This is a genomic window from Halomonas sp. KAO (assembly GCF_015595025.1).
GTDB lineage: Bacteria > Pseudomonadota > Gammaproteobacteria > Pseudomonadales > Halomonadaceae > Halomonas.
Window position 1 is genome coordinate 745 of record NZ_JADNRL010000034.1, and the last position, 532, is coordinate 1,276.

The 532-nt window shown below is 57.7% G+C and carries 1 protein-coding gene; it reads left to right on the forward strand.

What is annotated here, in order from left to right; all coding sequences use genetic code 11:
- Positions 1-532, forward strand: a 532-nt coding sequence (locus IOC61_RS15975) for a hypothetical protein (RefSeq protein ID WP_195689736.1), incomplete at both ends; no start/stop codon positions are given.

The following is a 532-nucleotide window of genomic DNA, read 5'->3' on the forward strand; positions in this document are numbered from 1 at the left end:
GGTGCAAAAGGCGATGGCGTGGCGCTAGATGCCAGCGCGATCAACACCATGCTGCAAGAAAATAGCGTCTGTCGTGGCACGCCGGGGGCGGTCTACCTAATCGACGATCCTATCGTAATACCGTCCAACACCTACTTCGATTTCTCACGCTCGACCCTGCGGCTGGCGAACGGGGCCAACTGCTACATGCTGGTCAACGAGGATCCCACTAATGGCGACGAGAACATCATCCTGGTCAGGGGCAAGCTCGACGGCAACTCGGCCGGGCAGACCCGGAACTATACATCCAGCTACCTGACGGGCTATTTCGGCTTCGGTGCCGCCTTTACCAAGGTCGATAACCTCATCATTCAGGACTGGGATGTTGCCGATACCGAGGCGTGGGGGATCTCGTACTGGCATTGCGGGTCCGTTATGTTCGATAACTTCCGTTTCGACCAAGCAGAGACTTCTGGGCAAAACGGGGACGGCATCACCGGCTCAGCCAGGTGCGTGCTGGTATCGAACATCAGCGGCTACACCAACGACGACA